This window comes from Bacillus nitratireducens (assembly GCF_036320425.1).
In the GTDB taxonomy this organism is placed as follows: Bacteria; Bacillota; Bacilli; order Bacillales; family Bacillaceae_G; genus Bacillus_A; species Bacillus_A nitratireducens.
The window spans coordinates 69,608-88,599 of the sequence record NZ_JAUMJO010000011.1 but is presented as its reverse complement, the minus strand read 5'-3'; the positions used below and the strand labels follow the sequence as shown (position 1 = coordinate 88,599).

Here is an 18,992-nt window from a genome sequence, read left to right as displayed (position 1 = left end):
TATAATTATCTCAATCATAAATGTCAGGAGCGAATGTAGTTGGAACAAAAACAACGTCCTCTCGGAAGGCCTCGTCAAAATAAAAATACAAAATCTACAAAAGAAATCATTTTAGAAGTTGCAACTAGGTTATTTCTCACTCAAAATTATCAAGTTGTTTCGATGGATGAGGTCGCGAAAGAATGTGGTGTTACAAAAGCAACCGTCTACTATTACTATTCAACAAAAGCGGATTTATTTACCGCTACTATGATTCAAATGATGGTACGAATAAGAGAAAATATGGAGCAAATCCTCTCTACAAATAAGAATTTGGAAGAAAGATTATTGGACTTTGCTACAGTATACTTACACGCAACGATGGATATTGATATGAAGAACTTTATGAAAGATGCAAAACTATCTTTATCTGCAGAGCAATTAAAGGAACTAAAAAATGCCGAAGATAACATGTATGAAGTATTGGAAAAATCAATTGCTAATACGATGCATATTGAAGAAATACCTAATGGGAATCCAAAATTAGCTGCCCATGCTTTCGTAGCTTTATTATCAATCGGGAATTTTAAAGATGAGAATAACAATCCTATTCTTGCAAATATAGATGAATTAGCAAAAGAAATCGTTTCTTTTTATTGGAATGGGTTAAGTCATTAAAATTAAATTGATTATATTTAATAAAGAGCATGTTTGAAATTTCTTCAAACATGCTCTTTTATAATTTAAGGGTTTTATTTATATACTAGCAATTAGATTGTACGTTAGCACTGATTAACAATACATTCTTGTCTACAGCTTTTGAATTTGTGCATTTATATCTCCCTTACTTAATCCCCCATGGTAACAAACTACTGATTCAATATCTAGATTTGAATACTTCTTCAAAGACTGCTGTGCTTCCTTAACATTTAAAGTTGTTGGGGCATGAATTCCTCCTAACATTCCATTCACACTGTACATTGAATCCCCGGCAACAAGAGTTTTACTTTGTTTCAAAAATAAACTGATATGACCCGGAGTGTGCCCTGGGGTATGGAGAATACGAATGCCACCGCAATACGGAAGTTCTTGACCGTCAATCAAAGTATCACTCACCTTTCCTTTCGGAGGATTCTGTACTTGTGCATCCTTCAATAAAGGTAACTCCCCCTCGATATATGGCTTATCTAGTTCGTGAGCATAAACTTTTATATTACTTCCAAGGTTTTGTAATATTTCAGGAAGACTACCTATATGATCTATATCCTGATGCGTCAAAATTAGGACTTTTAGCTTATCAAATGATACCCCAACCCTCTCCATCTCTACTTGTATATCTTCAAATTGTCCAGGGAAACCAGTATCTATTAAAACTGCCATTTCATCATCCCATAAAAGAATTGGGTGAATAATAAATTCTTGAAATTCAAGGTGTAGCATTTCTACTCCTTTAGCAATCTCCATACAGCAATTCTCCTTTATAATGAAGTTTGAAAATATGTACGAGTACACAGAAAATATAAAGCCCGGCTATCTTATAATATGTTTTGTCATTCCAATAGAGAATGCCTCAAACCCTATAGATTCATAGTAAGATTGCAGATTTTCTACACACATAAGTTGGGGAATAACTTTGTTTTGTTCACAGTGCTGGATTAATCGTCCCACTATTTCTTTTCCAATGCCAATGGACTGATATTCTTGCAATACACATACACCGCAAATAACCCCCGTTATTACACCATCGGATATAACACGCCCCATACCTATTAATTGGTTCTCTTTAAAAACATATATTACATACCAACTTTGTTTACACATTTGTTCCAATTCATTAACCGTTAATTTTAGAGAATTCCATCCTAAAGATTCATATAAAGCTAATAATTCATTGAATTTTGTTGGATGTTCAATTGTGTAGCTTATTTTAGTTTTCATAAACCCTCCCTATTCTCCTATTTATTTGTATCTTCTTTTACATTACTCTATTAAAAATTTCAGACCGTCATCAACTTAACTTGAACAAACTTCAATAACAAAAATAGAATTCCTTCTTAACATAAAAAAAAGTTACCTCACCTGAGATAACTTCTTTTATATAAAACTATCATTATATTATCAACCAAAAATCATACAGCTACATACGATAAGAATAAATAAAACTAATAAACTATTTGAGAAATAACCCATAGTATACTACCCCTTTATTTAATTATGTAAAAGATTTTACCATAAAATTATTAATAGTATAATGACTGAAAAAGACATTGGCTTCATTAGTTTTTTATGTATAAAGTAATATTTTATAATCTTTCTATTCACCTCTCATAAAAAAACTTTAATTTTTTCTCTACTGTATCTCTCACGATTTAAATAACATTGATATTAGTAAATGAATATTTACTAATATCAATGTTATTATTTGATTTTAAGTGAAAATAGTAATAAAATAATTACTAAATCGATAAAGGACGCCGAAAATAATGACTAATAAAGAATTAATAAACGAATACATGAATTTATTATTAAATATGTCAGGTACTTTCAAATTATTATCAGAGAAATCCACTGAATTTACACATTTAGAGCAACACATAGTTGAGTATATTGCCCAGCAAAAAGTCGCTGTAAATTTAAAAATGATTGCTAGTTATTTAAACATACCTAAACAACAATTAAGTGTAACCGTTCGTAATTTAGAGCAAAACGGATACATTATAAAAAAACAAGATACAGTAGATAAACGAGCTGTTTTAATCTCCCTAACAGATAAAGCTGAAAAAGCACATTATGAAAGATGGAAACAAATTTATAATAATTTCACTAGTAATCTTGAAAAACTCAATGAAGAAGATCAACGTGATTTAACTTACGGACTGTATAAAACAAATAAAATGCTATCAAAAATGCTAAATAACGACTAATCATATATAAAAATATTTTTTATTATTAAACGGAGGACATTTCATGGTTAAAGAAATAGATTTCCAATCAGTTCAAGGTACTATGCTTATCCCCCTATGGGGACGAGCATATGGTAGTGAGAAAAATAAGGATATTTTAAATGATACGGAAGCAATTCGTATTATTAATGAATGCGACTTTGATTTCTCTAAAATAGCAGATACATTTGGCGAATACGGATGTATCACTTACATTACCCGTGCAAGAAAAATAGACGATACTATTAAACAATTTATTATAAAATATCCGAATGCTACTATAGTAAATATCGGTTCTGGACTAGACACTACTTTTTCAAGAGTTGATAACGGTACAATACAGTGGTATAACCTTGATTTGCCTGATGCGATCGCTTTTCGCAAAACATTAATTGAAGATACACCACGAAATATAAGCATTGCCAAATCATTTTTTGATACTTCTTGGTTTGACGATATTAAGTTTAACGAAATGAATGGTATCCTTTTTATATCAGCCGGTGTTTTTTATTACTTTAAAGAAGAAGATCTGAAGGAGATAATTGTCGCTATGGCAAAACGTTTTCCTGGAGGAGAGTTATATTTTGATGCTGAATCAAAGTTCGCGCTGACACTTTCGAATGCTACTGTAAAAAAATCTGGTAATAACGGCGCTATGATGTATTTTCACGTAAATAATCCAAAGGCAATAGAAAAGTGGTCTTCTAACATAAAAATATTAAGCTGCTCCCCTTTCTTTAAACATATACCTACAAATAAAGATTGGGATGGAAGTACACGAATTATGATGCGGATTGTAAATTTAATAAAGATGTTGAAATTCGTTCATTTGCGGTTTGAAAAATGATAAATCTATAGCTTATACGTGAGCGGAAAACATATCAACAAAACCACAGCCTAGATGCATAGTGCTCTCCTTTCAAATTTGATAGGTTCTTCTCTTATCTATTTTACTTTTTACACATTAAAAAAGAGCGAATCTACATTCGCTCTTTTCCACATATTTATGGCGTAAAGCTTATCATCCAACCTAACATAAATCCAAATACAGCAAACAGTATCATAAAAACAAATAAACTACATGCCCACAATGCATATTTTCGACTTTTGCTTTTTGTGAGCATGCCTACGACTGAACACATCAATCCAGCTCCAACTATTTCTCGAAAACCTTCGCCAATAAATATTTCTTGAATAAGCAATGTAATGTTCAAATACAATAACGCTAGAAAGGCAATAATTAATGAAATAATCCCCATCCACGTTTCCTGTTTATAAATATGACTCTTTCTTTTTTTTAAGAATGCCAATTCCATAATCTCGCTTCACCTACTTTCAAGTTTCTAACTTTTTCATGGCTCATCAATTTTTCAACTTCTCCTTTAGGTCCAGTTACAACTGCCCCGTATGTTTTTACCCCATTTTTTTCAAGGAAAGAAATACGCTTTGACAACTCTAATGTTTTCGCTCTAGATAGCTTCGCCGCTAAATCTTCATGCTTCCGTAATGACTTTAACACATCAATAAATTGTTCCTCATGAGGTGAGTCACTTAAAAAAGGACCACTTAGACTTGAAATCAGATCTGCTGGAAAGCCAATTGGGGCAACATACTGACCCTCATCATTCTTTTGCTTCTCCTCTAATCCTGTATTCACGGCATACCAAACAATATCAATAGTAGGAAACATGTTCTTTACCTCTTGTACACTTAATAATTCTCTAAAAGATACAAATGCTTCTACAACAGATTCTTGTGGAAGACCTTTTAATACCTGAGCTTCCTCGCTACTATTATAAGACACATTATAATTATTAGGATGAGATAATACTTCATTATCTATATATAGGACTTCTGGAATTTTTTCATCTATTGTATATTCACGGCTTACTTTCGTTGCTTTACTTAATAAATAATATGTTTTCTCTTCGCCTATTCGAATATCTTTCTTTCCTACCCTTTTATACAAATCAAAATGCAATTGTAAACTAAGCGGTAACAATGTTTGCTCCATGTCCCTTTCTTTCATAAATACATTTGGTTCCGTTACACTTAACGTTTGTTTTACTACATTCCGTATCTCCATTGCGTTTGTAGGTGCAAATGCATAGTATGCGAGTGTAGATACATATAAAATAGGTTGGATAAGTAATAAAAAAGTAACTACAATCAAAACATTCGTGATACGTGCTCTTTTTTTTCCTATTTTCAACACTTGCTCCTGTTTTCCATCAGGAAGAGAAGCAGGCCTTTGATGAAGAGCTTCTTGTAACAATTCTTTATAACCTTCTTCTTCAGAATGAGGTTTATCATTTGTCATTTTGACTCTTTTCCTCCTTTAACAATTGTTTTAATCTCTTTCTCCCACGAAGTATGTGACTTTTATATGTGTTTAACTTTAAATCTAATACAGAAGCACCCTCTTCGTACGTTAATTGATGTACGTCATATAATAAAATAGCTTGTGCCTCTACCTCAGGTAAAGTATGAATAATCTGAATTAATTTTTCGTAACTATTTTTTGCGACTACGTACTCTTCTGTAGATTCACCTGCTTGTATTTTCTCTAATTCCTCCGTTCCTACAAAAGCTACTTTTTTCTCTTTCCTAACAAAATCAATAAACGTATGATATGCCACTTTAAAAAGCCATGATTTTACCTTTTGGTTTTCATAGTCTTCTAGATAAAGATACGCCCGATAAAAAGTCTCCTGCATCAAGTCCTCCGCTACGTGATGGCTACGAGAAAGGGAAAATAAATACCGGTACACATCGTTTATATAAACCTTATATATTTCTTCAATTTCCATCCCCCTCCTCCTTTCATATATAACACGAATAAGCGCGTTATAAAGTTGCATTATTTTTCCTTTTTATATTTTTTATTTATTAAAAAAGAAATAACATTTATACATCTTGATAACTATTTACAATTATAAACAAAATATGAGATGTTATAACTGTAAATTCCTTAAAAAAGAAAAACGACCGCGAAGTTAAAGATATAAAACTACAATTAAGTATTATAAGTAAAAGCCTCTATCGAAAATTACTAAGTAACTTTCGATAGAGGCTCCTATTATTTAGGTCGCTCTATATTCATCAAAAAAATTGAATACTACTTTACAGGGTTCATCCAGTATTTAGGGGAAAATCCACGCTAAGAGCATGCAAGATTTTATACATTTTTACGGCTCATTCAGTAACAAACGAGAACCCTAAAACCGCACCATGATAGGAATGTATAAAAAGATGAATAGGGTTATAGAAAAAGAAAAAGGCGAATTCCTCTTGAAAGTAGGGATTCGCCTTTTTCTTGCTACCGATAATGTTGCGTTATGTTAACCTTATATGAATACTATATTCATGGGTAAGAACAAATGTTTGTCATTCGTTTAGAAAATTTAGTAAACTTGTTTATGAGGCTAAGTGAGAGGAGAAATATAAATGAATACAATTGATTTATTGTTATTAAACTTAACAGAAGTTAGAAGACGGAGTATAAAAATATGGAAAACGATTCCTAGCGATAAATTGGATTGGAAACCAGATGAAAAAGCTATGACTTGTTTAGAGATGATTCGGCATGTACTGGAATCAGAGCATTATTATCATCTGGCTATTGAAAATAGGGGAAGTCTGAAAGAGTATAATTCTCCATTTGAAAACAGACCTTTTTTATCTGTCGAAGATGAACTGGATTTTGCTGAGATATATCACAAACAATTTTTAGATACTGTTCGTTCTTTTTCTAATGAAGATCTAAATACAATTAAAATTGATCGTTCAAATGTAGGGTATATTCGTTCTTTAGGGGATATGTTAATGCGTATAGCATATCATGAGGGTGTTCATACAGGACAAATGTTAGATTATATGAGAACAATGAAAATTGAACGACCAAATATATGGGATTAATAATTTCACTACCAATAACGATAATTATGTAAATAAGCTGTCCATACGGACAGCTTATTGTATTTTTGTCTTAGCGAAGAGGTTTTCAATCGCCTCTTGTTTCTTAACAAATTGTAGGTCTGGAATATTTGACGCTTACGCTTATACAAATAAGATCTCATATAAAAAAGGGCTTTTTGTTCCTATTTTTTAACTAAGCTGCTTGCTAACTCACGTTTGTATCGAATAGATGTGAAATCTTCGTTTACAGGAAGCCCATATGAAGGTCTTTCATTTCATCTTGATATATAAAACCAACTGCTTCATAAAGTGAAACTTTAATCAGTGGGGGTTTTGTTCATCCCCCACTGATTATTAGTTGAACCAATCGGGCGTTTACGGGCAGTTGATCTCCCACCTAACTTCTTTGTTCCAGCCGAATTTTGAGGTGGGAGTTTTACTGCCCGTTAATGCGGGATAAAACGGGATTCCCATAAAATTATCTTTTGCAACTGAAACCCATTGTTCCTTTGCACCCCGTTCAATTTGATCATTTGTAATAATAGAAAGTAATTCTGTGCCAATACCTTCTCTTTTTCTATTTGGATTTAAATATATTACAAATAACTCTGCTGTTTCTTTACCAGTGAAGCCACCTCCACCAGCACCTAGTATTTCTCCATTATCACTTGCAACAAACCTGGGTATGTATTTCTATAGCCATCTGAACACACTTTAATAATCCCCTGCATATCTTCTAGTCTTGCTTTTCTATATTCAATCATATTGCATCCTCCCCATCTATAAATAATTCACACCTTATATAACTCAATATTCCAATAATTAATCCTCTCTTTGTTTTTATACTATATTTCTAAAAACTCTATAATCGCTTCACATACATTATCTGTTTCTTCGATATCTGGAAAATGTGCACTATTTTCAAATATAATAAGTTTACTATTTTTCATATGACTCGTTATCCTTTTACTCATTTCCACACCAGTATTATAGTCATACGCTCCAACAATGACACGTGTACTGAATCACTTATTTTCTCTCCTTATCGCTCATTTACTACTATCTAAATGTATATGTTCTAATTATTAACACCTATTTCCTTTAAATTCTTTAGGCCCTATCCTCACTTATAGTACTAACTTTCTTATCCGAAAAAAGATTTTTAAAAATTCCAACCCCTACAATTAATAGACCTATACCAATTAATTTATTTTTTTGTATAGGTACTCTCTCCATTCCAAACAATCCTAATGTATCAATGCATAACGCAACAACTAATTGAGTAATAAGGCTAATGAGCACCGTATAAGCTGGACCTAAACTCTTTATTGCACCCATTATACAAATAATTAATCCGATACCAAACAATCCACTTATATAAAATAAATAATTTGTAGTATAAAAGTTAACTCTTATACTTTTCTCTGTAATGATATAAAATAAAACAGAACTTATGAGACCTATTCCAAGAACACATGTAGTTGTTAACCACTGTCCTACATTTTCATTCACTTTCGTATTAAAAACAGATTGTAAGCTAATTAATATTCCAGCTAATATAGCTAAACTAAATCCAATCATAATCCTTCTCTCCCCTTCATTACTCATATATATTATCTTTAGCAACTTCCTTCATTCTAGAAAAATCTTTAATTACAATAACTCCATTATTCTTTTCAATTAATTTTTCACTATAAAATTTTTGTAAAACTCGAATTACATGCCTATAACTTACCCCTATAAAATCTGCAATACTTGATACAGAAGTTGAATCTAAATCCTCTTTATACATATTCCCATTACTATCCGTTGAAATCGAAAGTAAATAACTAGCTACACGTACTTCTACCGGATAAAGTAAATTTAGAGCTGTAAAACGAGTCGATATTTTTAACGTGTTCGCAATGTTTTCAAGCAAGAACATCATAAATATAGGATCATGTAATAACTTATTTCTAATAACTGTATTAGTAATGGAGATTGCTACAACATCTGAACAAGCTTCAACAACATTATGTGCTTTGCTATTTTGTATTAATTCAATATCACCAACAATTGCTAATGGATTGATAAAGCGAAGGATTAGTTTCTTTCCTTCTGGTGTAATCGTGTAAACTTTTACTTTGCCTTTAACAACAAAATATAAACGATTAATTTCATCATCTTTATCGCAAATAAGCTTGCCTTTTTCAAAATGATTTACTTGAAAATTGTCAGTACTTATTCCTGAAAAAATTCCAAGCATATTATAAGCTTTCAAATATTGAATTATTAAGTCTAATTTATTATCCACTTACAGTCCCTTCTTTCCTTACATATTAAACACAACAATACCTAAAATCATTACTATTGTTCCCACAATATGGTGTCTCTCCATTTGTATCTTTTTTATATGAAATAATCCTTTCATTTCAATAACAGTAGCTGTTAATAATTGAGCAACCATAAGTGTTCCAGCTGTTAATGTAACTCCCATTGAATATATCGCCATTGTTTCTGCACAAATAATCAAGCCACCTAGTGCACCAGCTGCTAAATATACTTTTTTTACACTCTTTAAATCCGTTACTTTCTCTTCTTTCTTTAGCAAAAATATAGTTGTTGCAATGAAAAATCCAATTAAATGCGTCATAATACTCGTCGACCATATACCTATATCTGAACTAAGTTTCGCATTAAAGGTTCCTTGAAGTGTTATAAATACACCCGCAAAAACAGCAAATATAATACCTTTCAAAAAATCATCTCCTAATCTTTTATTTCTGACTTAATTAAAAGCTATAATCCTATAAAGGCAAAAGGACAAATGTCACATCAGTTTGAAAATAACTAGAATCAACAAGAAAAAACACATCTCAAAATATGTGAGATGTATTAAAACGTTTTATTTATATATTATATTTTAATAATTAAAACTATGCTACATTAACACCTTTATTCTTCAAAACAAACTTTCCAAATAAGAAACGCACAAGTGGCCCCATAATCATTAATTGTAATGGATACGCTACAATAAAGTTCCTCATAAAGATTGAAAAATAAATGGAAACAAACGAATCTCCGTGTAGTCCACCATGTAAATACATCATAGCCATTCCGTAAAATGACATAAAGAAAACCATCCCAATTACCATTACTGTCGCCATCGCAACGATAATATTTATTTTCTTTGATTTATCAAACGGTAACGCGAATACAATTTTTTTCGCACAGGGCCCAACAATACATATTTCAATTAATAGCGCAATAATAAATCCAATAATTAGTTCTAATGCGATCTCCTTAAAATGAATTGGCCCTCCTGCTCCATTCATTAATAAATTGTAAAATGTCATTACGATAACCATCCCTAGACACATCATCATGCCAAATTGGAGGTTTTCCTTTCTTGTTGTTGGCAATTTTCATCATCCCTTCTCTTCGAGTCTTTGTCATTATATCGATATTGGAAACCTCTTCGTAAGTGAACATTTTGTGAACTTTTTTAAAACGCTCCTATGTACTTTTTTCACTCTTCACTCAAATCCCCCTACTTTATAGCTCTTTACTTATAAAGGTTTTATATATTTCAATGTTGAATTACTAAATTTAACATTACAATATTCGATAATTACTACTAGGAGGATACCCATGAATGAATCAGAATTTTACGCATATCACATCGTTACAAGGAAAGAAATGAAAATCGGACAAATCATTCAATTCGATACAAATCAAACTAATACTCTATATCACTTCTTTTTTGAAAGAGAACAATTAAATTCTAACGGTGAAGATGGCATAAAAATTTTAAATAATCATTATAAAAGTGACGGATTACATATAAATAATGAAAATGCTCAAGTAGTTATGAATTATATGGATCAAACAATAAGAGCGGTTAGAGAAACGATTGTAGAAATGGTTAGGCTGCAAGAATATCCTGAATACCCTTCAAGGTTGTCTTGCTTATATGCTTCCAAAAGCTATGAAGATGCTTTGAAATGGAAAGCATTATTTGATTCTTACAATCGAGAAGTTTTACAGATTGTTAAACTACGAGTGATTGGTAGTTCTTTTGAAGGTGACGGAACTCTTTTACCGAAGGAAGATGGTATCTCTTTCTCTCAAAAAATCGAACAAGCTAAAGAGTATTGGAAAGGAAATGTTAAAAATGATCTTCCTGAACTACTCATTAATGGGGAGATTGAAGTGGTGGAAATTATTGATGATTTTTCATCAATTAAAATTTAAAGAATGGAGATTAAAATGATGAAAAAAGTGTACTTCAATCATGATGGTGGTGTAGATGATTTAATTTCATTATTTTTATTACTTCAAATGGAAAACATTGCACTTACTGGTGTATCTGTTATCCCAGCAGATTGCTATTTAGAACCAGCAATGTCTGCAAGTCGTAAAATTATCGATCGCTTCGGCAAAAGTAATATTGAAGTAGCGGCATCAAACTCTCGTGGGAAAAATCCATTTCCAAAAGACTGGCGGATGCATGCATTTTATGTTGATGCTTTACCCATTTTAAATGAGTCTGGAAAAGTTGTAACACCTGCAGCTGCTAAACCTGCACATCATCATATAATAGAAACTCTTCTACAAACTGATGGAAAAACAACTTTATTATTTACAGGGCCCCTAACTGATCTTGCTCGTGCATTGTATGAAGCTCCCATAATCGAAGATAAAATTGAACGTCTCGTTTGGATGGGCGGTACATTTCGTACTGCAGGCAATGTACACGAGCCGGAACATGACGGAACAGCCGAGTGGAATTCATTTTGGGATCCCGAAGCAGTAGCTCGTGTTTGGAATGCTAATATAATCATTGATTTAGTAACTCTAGAAAGTACAAACCAGGTTCCGCTAACTATAGACATACGTGAACAATGGGCAAAAGAGCGTAAGTATATTGGTGTTGATTTCCTTGGTCAATGCTATGCAATGGTTCCTCCTCTTGTTCACTTTTCAACTAATTCTACTTACTATTTGTGGGATGTATTAACTGCTGCATTTGTTGGGAAAGCTGATCTTGCAAAGGTACAAACGATTAATAGTATTGTTCATACATACGGACCTAGCCAAGGGCGTACAGTGGAAACTGATGATGGGCGACCTGTAAATGTCGTTTATGATGTAAACCACAATAGTTTTTTCAACTATATAACTGAATTAGCAAAGAAAGCTTCTACTTGAAATTCTATCTATACGAAAAATAAATAAAGTCGAATAACTTCAGATGATGGGCCTACAAAAAAGCTTCAAATTGGCTGCGGCTTAATATTTACTTATTAAAAAGAGTATTGAAGTAAACTTCAATACTCTTTTTGTGCAGTTTAATGCTATTTGATTAGAGTTGCGTTTTACAGGTTAATCATTTCATAACCGTTTACAAAAAACGTTATTGTTTCTAGTTCCTCCTCATTTAATTCTCTATCTAGCTCTCTTTTATACGCTACCTTTATCTTCTCTTCATCGCCTTTATGAGCTTCTGTATAAGTTCCAATTGTTTTTAGTAAATGAATTTCTTGTAAAAATTCAGCCCGGTCTATAGCTTCTCCATGAGAAAGAATATAAGTTTCAGCATCAAATTTCTCTAATTCTTTTATTAATGTAAACGTTCGTTTTGTCGTATAGTTCCATTTCGAAGAAAAAATATCTGCATATATACAGTCTCCTAAAAATAAAATCTTTTCTTCTTTAACGTACATAACAACGGAATCATGTGCATGATCTCCGCCCACATGCTTTAACACACATGTCACTTCACCAAGGTCTAATTCAAGTTGGTCCTGGAACGTTAAGGTCGGAGGAATAATTTTAATATTTCTTGGTTTTTCACTGAACTCTTTTTTGATACATTCCGCACAAAATTCAATTTCAGTACCTTCTTTTACTCGTGCATCCAATGCGTCATCTGTCCATTCATATGAAACTAGTGTCTGCATCTCTTTTTTCGTTTCAGAATGTGCAATAGTTAATGTATTTTGTAGTACAGGCAATCCAAAAATATGATCCCAGTGCCAATGCGTTAATGCTACAAAATCAGGATTTGATACATTCTGTTCTTTTAGCATTTCTAAAAACAATTGTGCATGTTCTTCTGAATTCCCTGCATCAATCATTAAAGTTTTTTCTTTTCCAACGACCATTCCTAATATTGGTCTATCTGTTTCAGAAACAGGTGTCATATACCAAAATGAGTTTCCTATTTTTTTAATTTGCTGCATAATCAATTCCCCTTTTCATCTTTCCACTTGAATTCAATATATAAATTATAACGAATTGCTAGTTTTTTCTCTATAACCAAACACAATTACTTGGACTAATCTAACTTTCCTTTTCGTAAGCTAAAAATAAGTGGAAGAATCGGAGTGTGATACGATGGAACGATTATGGATTCCAATGATTGTTACGTTTTTTTCATTCGGCGGGTTACTATTAGGAGGCGCTGTTGGAGTTGCAACACGTCAACTAATTGAAGAAAAGATGCATCACTTATACGCATTATGTGGTGGGATTTTACTTGGTTTATTATCACTTGAAATTATTCCTGAAACATTTTCAAGCTATGAAATAATAGGTCCTATACTTGGGATAGCTATCGGTATTTTAGTTATGAGCTTATTAGATAACTATTGCCATCATCCGAATATACATAAGAAAGATCAACAAGCATGGCAGACTTTCCTTTTTCTCTCTTTCGCTATATTTATTCATAATATACCGAGTGGATTTGCGCTAGGAACAGCTTTTATAAATCATAATGACTCTGCCATTCCCTTTTTAATAGCAATTGTCGTTCACCATATTCCAGAAGGATTAGCTTTAATTATCCCCTTCCTCTTTACAAAGCATAAATATATTTCATTTCTATTAACAACTTTATTACTTTCTCTTATTCTCGGGACCGGTACGGTTTTTGGAATTTTGATGGAAGGAAAAGCTCTTCATTTACAAGGACTCATTATGGGAAGCGCTATCGGTTCACTTGGTTATGTCACAATTCACGAAATGCTTTGGAAAGCTAAGAAACAGCTCTCTTTCCTTACATTTCTAACGTGGGCAGTTAGTGGATTTTTACTAATAACAGTATTTACACTATTCGCCGGTCATCATTAAAGATAAAAATTTTATCATTTGTATATTTTTCCTTTTTCTCCAAAACATAATGTTATCTACCTATTATAAGGAGGAACAATTATGTTTGGAAAAACAGCCGGTGAAGCATTAGTTGATTTATTAATTGACTGGGGAGTAGAACACATATATGGTATGCCTGGAGATTCCATCAATTCAATAATTGAGGCTTTAAGAAAAAAACAAGATAAAATTAAATTTATTCAAGTTCGCCATGAAGAAGCTGGTGCGTTAGCAGCGGCAGCCTATGCGAAATTAACAGGAAAACTTGGTGTTTGTATGGCTATTGCAGGACCTGGGGCTATCCATTTATTAAACGGTTTATATGATGCAAAACTCGATCAAGCTCCTGTACTAGCAATTTCAGGACAAGTAGAAACCGATTTACTCGGAACGGATTTTTTCCAAGAAGTAAACTTAGAAAGAATGTTTGATGATGTTGCGGTTTATAACCAACGAATAATGTCAGCTGAACAACTACCTGCTGTAGTGAATCAAGCGATTCGTATGGCATATACGAAAAAAGGTGTATCCGTTCTTACTATTCCAGATGATGTTCCGAAATTCGAAGTAAAAAATGGTGCTCGTGTTACAAACACTTCTTTTACATTGCCTGAGCTATTTCCGCAAAAAGAAGATTTAGATGCAGCGAAACTCGCAATAAATGAAGCGACAAAACCTGTTATTTTAGCTGGAAAAGGAGCTAAACATGCGAGAGAATCTTTACTTGCATTCGCAGAACATATTGGCGCTCCAATCGTACTTACATTACCAGCTAAAGGAATTGTTCCTGATGAACACCCTCTTTGTATCGGTGGATTGGGATTAATCGGGACGAAACCTTCTTATGAAGCGATGAAGCATGCAGATACTTTAATTATGGTCGGTACTTCTTATCCGTTTACTGGTTTCTTACCCGAAAAAGCAAAAACACTTCATATTGATACAGACCCCGCACAAATCGGGAAACGTTATACGACAGATATCGGCTTAGCTGGTGATGCTGATAAAACATTAAAATGGTTAATTGAAAATGTAGAAAAACACGAGGACCATTCCTTCTTAGAGCACCATCAAGAAATGATGAAAAAGTGGGAGGAAAAATTACACACCCAAGAAGAAGACTCTTCTACTCCAATTAAACCACAACGAGTTATGCATGCACTGCAGAAAGTAGCAGAAGATGATGCAATTCTTTCAGTAGATGTTGGAAATGTAACAGTATGGACGGCAAGGCACTTCCGTATGACAAACCAGAAATTTATCATTTCTAGCTGGCTTGCAACACTTGGCTGCGGTTTACCTGGTGCACTTGCTGGACAAATTGCTTTCCCGGATAAACAAGTGTTTGCAGTTTGTGGTGACGGCGGATTCGGAATGACAATGAATGATTTCGTAACAGCTGTTAAATATAAACTACCAATCGTTGTTGTTGTATTAAACAATAATAAAATTGCTATGATTAAATTCGAACAAGAAGTTATGGGGAATATTGAATTTGGTACAGACTTAACGAATCCTGATTTCGCAAAATACGCAGAGGCGTGCGGTGGTATTGGATACCGCGTCGAACAGTTAGATGACTTACTTCCTGCCTTTGAAAATGCGGTAAAACAAAGTAAACCATGCATTATTGATGTAGTTGTAGATGTAAATGAAGCACCAATGCCAGCAAAAATCACATTTGGTCAAGCAGCTGGTTATACGAAACATATGATAAAAGAATTATTTGAAGAAGGTAAGATTGATTTACCACCACTTTAAACAAAAAAGATAGCTGAAAACAATTTGTCTTCAGCTATCTTTCTTTATTTTTGTACCTCTTTATAGAAAGAAAAATCATTTATAGTAGGTTGTACTTGCTTCTCTACTTTCACTTCTTTATCCTTCCTCTTCGGCATTCTTACATTTCCTAGCTTAATCGCATCTTGCATACTATTACTAATCAGATTTCCTGACAAAATTGTCATACTATAGAAAGCGATTGGTATAAGTACAATCCATGTATGAGTAGTTAAGTGACGGAAGTTTTGACCAATTAGGCCAGTCCATTCCTTTGTTACACTATCTGCATCTGTACCAAAAATTATTGTTCCGCCAAAAAATAATTCTAACAAACCAAGGTGCAAGAGGAGTAATAAAGTACTTACAAATTGCTGGGCTACTAATAAAAGAAATGATGGTAGCATATGCGGCCATACATGGCGTTTCAACCTCTGCCATTTACTCCCGCCGAGCACAGTGGCCGCCAACATAAATTCTTCATTCTTAATACGTTTTACTTCTTGCGCTACATACAACATAACAGTTGGTACAGCAAGACAAGCAAGAACTATAATTTGAAACGCAACCCGCAAATGTAACGGAGCAGCCTCCTCTCCGCTTTCAAACATTAAAACTTCATTTAACATAAAATAGGAAATCATAATCATCGGTACAATACTAAACGGATCAAAAAAAGATGAGATAACTGGAAATGAACGTTTACTGTACATACCAAGTAATAAACCAATAGTTCCGCCAATTACTACACGTAAAATTGCGATAACGATACTGGCACCAACTGTCCATTTCGCTCCTTCAATTATTAACTGGAACAGGTCACGGCCTTTCTCATCAGTTCCAAACCAAAATTTACTCGACGGTGAAAACGGAGCAGCCTCTAATTCTCCTTTTTCGTTATACATCATCGTTAGTTCACGAATATTCCCATCGAAAAACAGCGTATTTCCAATACTAACAATCATTAGTACACTCAAAAAAGTAACACCTAGCCAAAATCTCACATCTCTTTTTACAAGTTGCCACATGTTACACACGCTCCTTTATAATATTTTGTAAAAGCGTATGTAATAAACGAAATAGTATAAAAAGCGGTACGTATAATATAACTAAACTAACTGTAAATATTTCTAATTTTGGATTTTCTTTCACGAAAACGAACATACCGTACGTATTAAACAGCCATTCAATAATATATAAGTTTGATAACATAAATAAAATATTCGTTTTTGCATAATAGACTGTTGTTAACAAGACGTTTCTTGAAATATGGTGCGTCAAAACATGTCTTAAACTTAGTCCTTTGCTCTTTGCAAATATACTATAATCTTTCTCTAATTCTTCTCTGAAACGTAATAGTAGTAACTTAATAAATAATAATGTTGTAGGTAAAGTAAGGCATATTATTGGTAACAGGCGAGCCCTTTCCTCTCCAAGTCCTGCAAATTTCACTGGCATAAAACCTGTCTTTTGAAAGATTATTACTACTAGAAGTTGAGATAGTAAGATTAATAAAATGTCCGGAATACTTTCAAGTGCGACGAAAACCCCATTCCACATACGTTGCTTTGATTGAGAGCGCTGTAATACCCACACAACGATAAGATACGCAATGAGTAAAGATAGTATAAATGCCGAAATAAATACAAACATTGTCTCTACATAATGAATCCATATTTGTGGAAATAACTTTCTTGAATTCCGAAATCCATACGTAATTTCACCTGGTTGAAGTAACTTCTCTCCAAGAAACACAACTGTGTTCCAAAAACCAATTAAATCAATTTGTAATCCCTTAAATAAACGCGGTAGTGCCCCTAGGCAGATTATACATAAGATTGCAGCTAGTAGTTGTAAACAAGTAATCCCACACCATTTAGCAACTCGCATCACTATCACTCTATCCCCCCTTACAATCCGAAAGAATATTCAGAAATAAAAACCTACATATGTTACATCTCTTCAGCTATACCCTGCACTTGCTTCTTCCCACTAGGTAAAATAGCTTGATATAAACACGTAACAAATAATAATAAACCAAATAAAATAATATACAATGTATCTGCACCAATCCATTTTGGGAACAACATTGCTATCGCACCGAGAGATAGCAGCTGGAATCCTGTCGTTAATGGACTAAGTAAACTTTGAACACGTCCCATGAATGACTCTTCTACAATTTCATACATCCAGCCCGATATTGCAACATTAATAAACGGTAAAAAGAAAGTCGCAAAAGCGATACATACATAGAAAGACCATACGTGATTTACAAAGTAACACATACCGAAGAAGACCCCAGAGCCCGCCATCCCAAATACAATAATAGATTTTGGTGCATATTTCTTACCTATACTCGTTGCTACTATACTTCCAATTAGTAGTGAGATTCCTCCAACTACTCCACCAACCATTGCTAAGCTTTCATATGTTGCTGGCGCTAATTTGTATTTTAATATGTAAGTAGTGGATACGCTTAAAATACCATTTAGTAGTCCAAATACGATAAATCCTAAAAGTAATTTTTTTAAAGTTTCATTTTGGTATATATATCTAATCCCCTCTTTAAACTCTGTTATTAACATCTTCAAATTAACTTCTTTCCATTTTGTTCTACCGTTTGGCAAACGAACTTTTTCTGGAATTGAGATCGTTTGAATCAAAATACCACTCGCAATAAAGGTGAACGTATTTACTAAAATGCTCCCGTAAATTCCAAATGTCCAATATACCATCGTCGCAATCCCTACACCAAATAAAGCATATAAACTATTTACCATTTGATTAATACCTGCCGCTGCACCGTATTGGTCTGATTCTACTACTCCCTGTATCATTGCCTGTTCTGATGGAGAAAAAAATTGGATACATGCATTTTCCAAAAATAAAAATATAAAGACTAGTATGATCATCCCGTAATAAAGCGAAATTAGAATTCCGATATTGCAAATTGAACAACATATATTACTTACCGTACAAATACGTTGTCTATCAAATCGATCCACTACTGTCCCTACTAATAAAAAAAAGATTAGTGCAGGTAATGCAATCATAATTTGCGTCATCGTTGCGTAAACTGGTTGTTTTCCGTATTGATCTAACAAGTAAAACATTAAAGAAATTCCGGCAATCATAGAACCTAGTCTCTCTAAAATATTTGCTAGAAAAAAACGTGCATACACTTTGTTTCGAAATAACTGTAGCATTTCTTTCATACGTAATATCCTTTCTATCGAC

At 33.1% G+C, this 18,992-nt stretch carries 21 protein-coding genes and 2 pseudogenes; 8 read left to right on the top strand and 15 right to left on the bottom strand.

Annotated features, from left to right (window positions below):
* Positions 1-39 precede the first annotated feature (39 nt).
* Positions 40-657, top strand: a complete 618-nt coding sequence (locus tag Q3V31_RS27415; RefSeq protein ID WP_329767536.1) for a TetR/AcrR family transcriptional regulator — start codon at positions 40-42, stop codon at positions 655-657.
* Between the two features lie 132 nt (positions 658-789).
* Here the strand turns inward: Q3V31_RS27415 and Q3V31_RS27410 are convergent, their stop codons facing one another.
* Entirely contained in the window at positions 790-1,443 is a 654-nt protein-coding gene (locus tag Q3V31_RS27410; protein WP_000401483.1) for an MBL fold metallo-hydrolase, read from the bottom strand.
* Between the two features lie 66 nt (positions 1,444-1,509).
* On the bottom strand, positions 1,510-1,917 hold the full coding sequence (locus Q3V31_RS27405; protein WP_000850343.1) for a GNAT family N-acetyltransferase: 408 nt from the start codon (positions 1,915-1,917) through the stop codon (positions 1,510-1,512).
* 545 nt (positions 1,918-2,462) lie between these two features.
* Here Q3V31_RS27405 and Q3V31_RS27400 point away from each other — a divergent pair.
* Both Q3V31_RS27400 and Q3V31_RS27395 read left to right on the top strand, forming a co-directional pair.
* A complete protein-coding gene (locus tag Q3V31_RS27400; protein ID WP_000182278.1) occupies positions 2,463-2,903 on the top strand; it encodes a MarR family winged helix-turn-helix transcriptional regulator in 441 nt (146 codons plus the stop codon).
* A gap of 43 nt (positions 2,904-2,946) precedes the next feature.
* Positions 2,947-3,768 carry a class I SAM-dependent methyltransferase gene (locus tag Q3V31_RS27395; protein ID WP_071734179.1) on the top strand — a complete coding sequence of 274 codons (822 nt, stop codon included), beginning with the start codon at positions 2,947-2,949 and terminating at the stop codon, positions 3,766-3,768.
* A gap of 157 nt (positions 3,769-3,925) precedes the next feature.
* On the opposite strand, the gene Q3V31_RS27390 is transcribed toward Q3V31_RS27395, so the two are convergent.
* The 3 genes from Q3V31_RS27390 to Q3V31_RS27380 are packed head-to-tail and all read right to left on the bottom strand — an operon-like array spanning position 3,926 to position 5,731.
* Complete coding sequence (locus Q3V31_RS27390) at positions 3,926-4,237, bottom strand: hypothetical protein (RefSeq protein ID WP_071734177.1); 312 nt, start codon at positions 4,235-4,237, stop codon at positions 3,926-3,928.
* On the bottom strand, positions 4,219-5,241 hold the full coding sequence (locus Q3V31_RS27385) for an anti-sigma factor (protein WP_071734175.1): 1,023 nt from the start codon (positions 5,239-5,241) through the stop codon (positions 4,219-4,221). The genes Q3V31_RS27390 and Q3V31_RS27385 overlap by 19 nt, the downstream gene beginning before the upstream one ends.
* The gene (locus Q3V31_RS27380) at positions 5,231-5,731 is read right to left on the bottom strand and encodes a sigma-70 family RNA polymerase sigma factor (protein ID WP_033670161.1); all 501 of its coding nucleotides are present in this window, start codon (positions 5,729-5,731) and stop codon (positions 5,231-5,233) included. The genes Q3V31_RS27385 and Q3V31_RS27380 overlap by 11 nt, the downstream gene beginning before the upstream one ends.
* Positions 5,732-6,368: 637 nt before the next feature.
* Between Q3V31_RS27380 and Q3V31_RS27375 the strand changes: the two genes are divergently transcribed.
* Positions 6,369-6,839: a DinB family protein gene (locus Q3V31_RS27375; protein WP_001091989.1), complete on the top strand. Its 471-nt coding sequence runs from the start codon at positions 6,369-6,371 to the stop codon at positions 6,837-6,839.
* Positions 6,840-7,286: 447 nt separating this feature from the next.
* Here the strand turns inward: Q3V31_RS27375 and Q3V31_RS27370 are convergent.
* The 6 genes and pseudogenes from Q3V31_RS27370 to Q3V31_RS27345 form a co-directional block, all read right to left on the bottom strand.
* Positions 7,287-7,603, bottom strand: a pseudogene (locus Q3V31_RS27370) (GNAT family N-acetyltransferase); the annotation flags it as partial.
* Between the two features lie 81 nt (positions 7,604-7,684).
* Positions 7,685-7,858: pseudogene (locus Q3V31_RS27365) on the bottom strand (alpha/beta fold hydrolase); the annotation flags it as partial.
* 91 nt (positions 7,859-7,949) lie between these two features.
* The gene (locus Q3V31_RS27360; RefSeq protein ID WP_329767535.1) at positions 7,950-8,420 is read right to left on the bottom strand and encodes a DMT family transporter; all 471 of its coding nucleotides are present in this window, start codon (positions 8,418-8,420) and stop codon (positions 7,950-7,952) included.
* A gap of 19 nt (positions 8,421-8,439) precedes the next feature.
* Positions 8,440-9,132 (bottom strand): Crp/Fnr family transcriptional regulator, encoded by a 693-nt coding sequence (locus tag Q3V31_RS27355; protein WP_000369001.1) that lies wholly within the window; start codon positions 9,130-9,132, stop codon positions 8,440-8,442.
* Between the two features lie 18 nt (positions 9,133-9,150).
* Positions 9,151-9,576: a DMT family transporter gene (locus tag Q3V31_RS27350; protein WP_329767534.1), complete on the bottom strand. Its 426-nt coding sequence runs from the start codon at positions 9,574-9,576 to the stop codon at positions 9,151-9,153.
* Between the two features lie 178 nt (positions 9,577-9,754).
* On the bottom strand, positions 9,755-10,240 hold the full coding sequence (locus Q3V31_RS27345) for a DUF2798 domain-containing protein (RefSeq protein WP_001143408.1): 486 nt from the start codon (positions 10,238-10,240) through the stop codon (positions 9,755-9,757).
* Between the two features lie 229 nt (positions 10,241-10,469).
* Between Q3V31_RS27345 and Q3V31_RS27340 the strand changes: the two genes are divergently transcribed.
* A complete protein-coding gene (locus Q3V31_RS27340; protein WP_001005799.1) occupies positions 10,470-11,072 on the top strand; it encodes a DUF2441 domain-containing protein in 603 nt (200 codons plus the stop codon).
* 15 nt (positions 11,073-11,087) lie between these two features.
* The gene (locus tag Q3V31_RS27335) at positions 11,088-12,029 is read left to right on the top strand and encodes a nucleoside hydrolase (protein ID WP_033656579.1); all 942 of its coding nucleotides are present in this window, start codon (positions 11,088-11,090) and stop codon (positions 12,027-12,029) included.
* Positions 12,030-12,196: 167 nt separating this feature from the next.
* Here Q3V31_RS27335 and Q3V31_RS27330 read toward each other — a convergent pair whose 3' ends face one another.
* A complete protein-coding gene (locus tag Q3V31_RS27330; RefSeq protein WP_001184094.1) occupies positions 12,197-13,063 on the bottom strand; it encodes an MBL fold metallo-hydrolase in 867 nt (288 codons plus the stop codon).
* Positions 13,064-13,217: 154 nt separating this feature from the next.
* Between Q3V31_RS27330 and Q3V31_RS27325 the strand changes: the two genes are divergently transcribed.
* Positions 13,218-13,955, top strand: a complete 738-nt coding sequence (locus tag Q3V31_RS27325) for a ZIP family metal transporter (RefSeq protein ID WP_329767533.1) — start codon at positions 13,218-13,220, stop codon at positions 13,953-13,955.
* Between the two features lie 81 nt (positions 13,956-14,036).
* Positions 14,037-15,737 (top strand): pyruvate oxidase, encoded by a 1,701-nt coding sequence (locus Q3V31_RS27320; RefSeq protein WP_016129386.1) that lies wholly within the window; start codon positions 14,037-14,039, stop codon positions 15,735-15,737.
* 44 nt (positions 15,738-15,781) lie between these two features.
* Here Q3V31_RS27320 and Q3V31_RS27315 read toward each other — a convergent pair whose 3' ends face one another.
* From Q3V31_RS27315 to Q3V31_RS27305, 3 genes are read right to left on the bottom strand one after another with little or no spacing between them, the layout of a single operon-like run.
* Positions 15,782-16,783, bottom strand: a complete 1,002-nt coding sequence (locus Q3V31_RS27315; RefSeq protein ID WP_090813369.1) for an ABC transporter permease — start codon at positions 16,781-16,783, stop codon at positions 15,782-15,784.
* A 1-nt stretch (position 16,784) separates the two neighbouring features.
* Positions 16,785-17,651 carry an ABC transporter permease subunit gene (locus Q3V31_RS27310; RefSeq protein ID WP_033656737.1) on the bottom strand — a complete coding sequence of 289 codons (867 nt, stop codon included), beginning with the start codon at positions 17,649-17,651 and terminating at the stop codon, positions 16,785-16,787.
* Between the two features lie 56 nt (positions 17,652-17,707).
* Entirely contained in the window at positions 17,708-18,970 is a 1,263-nt protein-coding gene (locus tag Q3V31_RS27305) for an MFS transporter (protein WP_088009906.1), read from the bottom strand.
* Positions 18,971-18,992 lie beyond the last annotated feature (22 nt).

What these genes read in the sequence shown, in the direction of transcription:
- Q3V31_RS27360 (WP_329767535.1), bottom strand. Translation starts at nt 8,420, where the DNA reads ATGATTGGATTTAGTTTAGCTATATTAGCTGGAATATTAATTAGCTTA.
- Q3V31_RS27380 (WP_033670161.1), bottom strand. Translation starts at nt 5,731, where the DNA reads ATGGAAATTGAAGAAATATATAAGGTTTATATAAACGATGTGTACCGG.
- Q3V31_RS27325 (WP_329767533.1), top strand. Translation starts at nt 13,218, where the DNA reads ATGGAACGATTATGGATTCCAATGATTGTTACGTTTTTTTCATTCGGC.
- Q3V31_RS27340 (WP_001005799.1), top strand. Translation starts at nt 10,470, where the DNA reads ATGAATGAATCAGAATTTTACGCATATCACATCGTTACAAGGAAAGAA.
- Q3V31_RS27410 (WP_000401483.1), bottom strand. Translation starts at nt 1,443, where the DNA reads ATGGAGATTGCTAAAGGAGTAGAAATGCTACACCTTGAATTTCAAGAA.
- Q3V31_RS27405 (WP_000850343.1), bottom strand. Translation starts at nt 1,917, where the DNA reads ATGAAAACTAAAATAAGCTACACAATTGAACATCCAACAAAATTCAAT.
- Q3V31_RS27375 (WP_001091989.1), top strand. Translation starts at nt 6,369, where the DNA reads ATGAATACAATTGATTTATTGTTATTAAACTTAACAGAAGTTAGAAGA.
- Q3V31_RS27330 (WP_001184094.1), bottom strand. Translation starts at nt 13,063, where the DNA reads ATGCAGCAAATTAAAAAAATAGGAAACTCATTTTGGTATATGACACCT.
- Q3V31_RS27390 (WP_071734177.1), bottom strand. Translation starts at nt 4,237, where the DNA reads ATGGAATTGGCATTCTTAAAAAAAAGAAAGAGTCATATTTATAAACAG.
- Q3V31_RS27385 (WP_071734175.1), bottom strand. Translation starts at nt 5,241, where the DNA reads ATGACAAATGATAAACCTCATTCTGAAGAAGAAGGTTATAAAGAATTG.
- Q3V31_RS27305 (WP_088009906.1), bottom strand. Translation starts at nt 18,970, where the DNA reads ATGAAAGAAATGCTACAGTTATTTCGAAACAAAGTGTATGCACGTTTT.
- Q3V31_RS27320 (WP_016129386.1), top strand. Translation starts at nt 14,037, where the DNA reads ATGTTTGGAAAAACAGCCGGTGAAGCATTAGTTGATTTATTAATTGAC.
- Q3V31_RS27395 (WP_071734179.1), top strand. Translation starts at nt 2,947, where the DNA reads ATGGTTAAAGAAATAGATTTCCAATCAGTTCAAGGTACTATGCTTATC.
- Q3V31_RS27335 (WP_033656579.1), top strand. Translation starts at nt 11,088, where the DNA reads ATGATGAAAAAAGTGTACTTCAATCATGATGGTGGTGTAGATGATTTA.
- Q3V31_RS27400 (WP_000182278.1), top strand. Translation starts at nt 2,463, where the DNA reads ATGACTAATAAAGAATTAATAAACGAATACATGAATTTATTATTAAAT.
- Q3V31_RS27315 (WP_090813369.1), bottom strand. Translation starts at nt 16,783, where the DNA reads ATGTGGCAACTTGTAAAAAGAGATGTGAGATTTTGGCTAGGTGTTACT.